The organism is Gordonia sp. i37, from assembly GCF_002043085.1.
Lineage (GTDB): Bacteria > Actinomycetota > Actinomycetes > Mycobacteriales > Mycobacteriaceae > Gordonia > Gordonia polyisoprenivorans.
Map to the genome: position 1 here is coordinate 1 of NZ_MVPX01000508.1, position 1,587 is coordinate 1,587.

1 protein-coding gene is annotated in these 1,587 nt (G+C 68.9%); it reads left to right on the plus strand.

The annotated features are described in order from the left end of the window. Positions 1 to 378 precede the first annotated feature (378 nt). The coding region (locus B1964_RS24865) for a DEAD/DEAH box helicase (protein ID WP_079931695.1) at positions 379 to 1,587 on the plus strand (1,209 nt) is incomplete at its 3' end.

Below are 1,587 nucleotides of genomic sequence, written 5' to 3' on the forward strand. Positions count from 1 at the left end.
CGTCAGGGCCGTCGCCGCACGGCCATCGCGTGTGCGGTCGTCGTCGGCGTCCTCACCGTCGCCGGGGTGATCGTCGCCGTCGCGAGCAGCGTCGCCTGAGACGCGTGTGACCGTGGTGACTCGCGCCACGATTCGCCCATTCTCGCCGCAACCGTGTAGCGTTACTCAACGAATGACTCGCACAGCGCGGAGTCAGACGTCGTAGAACGACTGTTTTCGGCGGTCCCACCCGGGCCCACTGGCCTGCCGGTCGGACAGAACCGCCTCGATCACTCCACTTCATACGGCGAACGAATGCGCGGACCCGCGCGTTCGCCATCCATCTCGCGGATGTGGGTGATCCCTGCGCCGTGAGACTGCCCGAAAGGCACCACACGTATGACGACATTCGCATCCCTCGGTGTACCCACCGCACTCGTCGAGGTACTCGCCGCCGACGGCAAGACCGAGGCGTTTCCCATCCAGGCCGACACCCTGACCGACACCCTCGACGGTGCCGACGTCCTCGGCCGTGGCCGTACCGGCTCCGGCAAGACCCTGGCCTTCTCCATCCCGCTGGTCGCCGGACTGGCCGAGATGGAGGTCACCCGCACCCCGGGTGCACCGACCGGACTGGTCCTGGCCCCCACCCGTGAGCTGGCCACCCAGATCGCGACGGCCATCGAACCCCTCGCAGCTGCGCTGAGCCTGCGCGTCACCACGATCTTCGGCGGCGTCAGCCAGAAGCGTCAGGAAGACGCGATGCGCCGCGGCGCCGACATCGTCGTCGCCTGCCCCGGCCGCCTGGAAGACCTTGTGCAGCAACGCATCGTGCGTCTGGACAACGTCGAGATCACCGTGCTCGACGAGGCCGATCACATGGCCGACCTCGGCTTCCTGCCCGCCGTCACCCGCATCCTCGCGGCCACCCCCGCCGACGGACAGCGGATGCTGTTCTCGGCCACCCTCGACAACGGCGTCGACAAACTCGTCAAGCGATTCCTGAACAAGCCGGTGATGCACTCGGTCGACGACTCCTCCTCGCCCGTCGAGCAGATGACCCACCACGTCTTCGAGGTGGCGGGCGCCGGCGACAAGACCGCATTGATCAACACCCTCGCTTCCGGCACCGGCCGACGAATCCTGTTCACCCGCACCAAGCACCAGGCCAAGAAGCTCGCGAAGAAGCTGACCGCCGACGGCATTCCCGCGGTTGATCTGCACGGCAACCTGTCGCAGGCACAGCGCGACCGCAGTCTGGCCGCCTTCGGCAACGGCTCGGTCCGGGTGCTCGTCGCCACCGACGTCGCCGCACGCGGTGTGCACGTCGACGGCATCGAGCTGGTCGTGCACGTCGATCCGCCGGCCGAGCACAAGGCCTACCTGCACCGCTCGGGTCGCACCGCGCGTGCCGGCAACGCCGGTGACGTCGTCACCGTGTGCCTGCCCGAGCAGCGCCGGGACCTGCGTTCGCTGCTGCACAAGGCGAAGATCCAGGTGACCCCGCAGCGTGTGGACGCCGGCTCCGACGCCGTCGTCACCCTCGTCGGGGAACGGGCCGCCCATGTCACGCCCGCCCCCGAGCAGCCCGCGCCGCAGCGGCAGGCG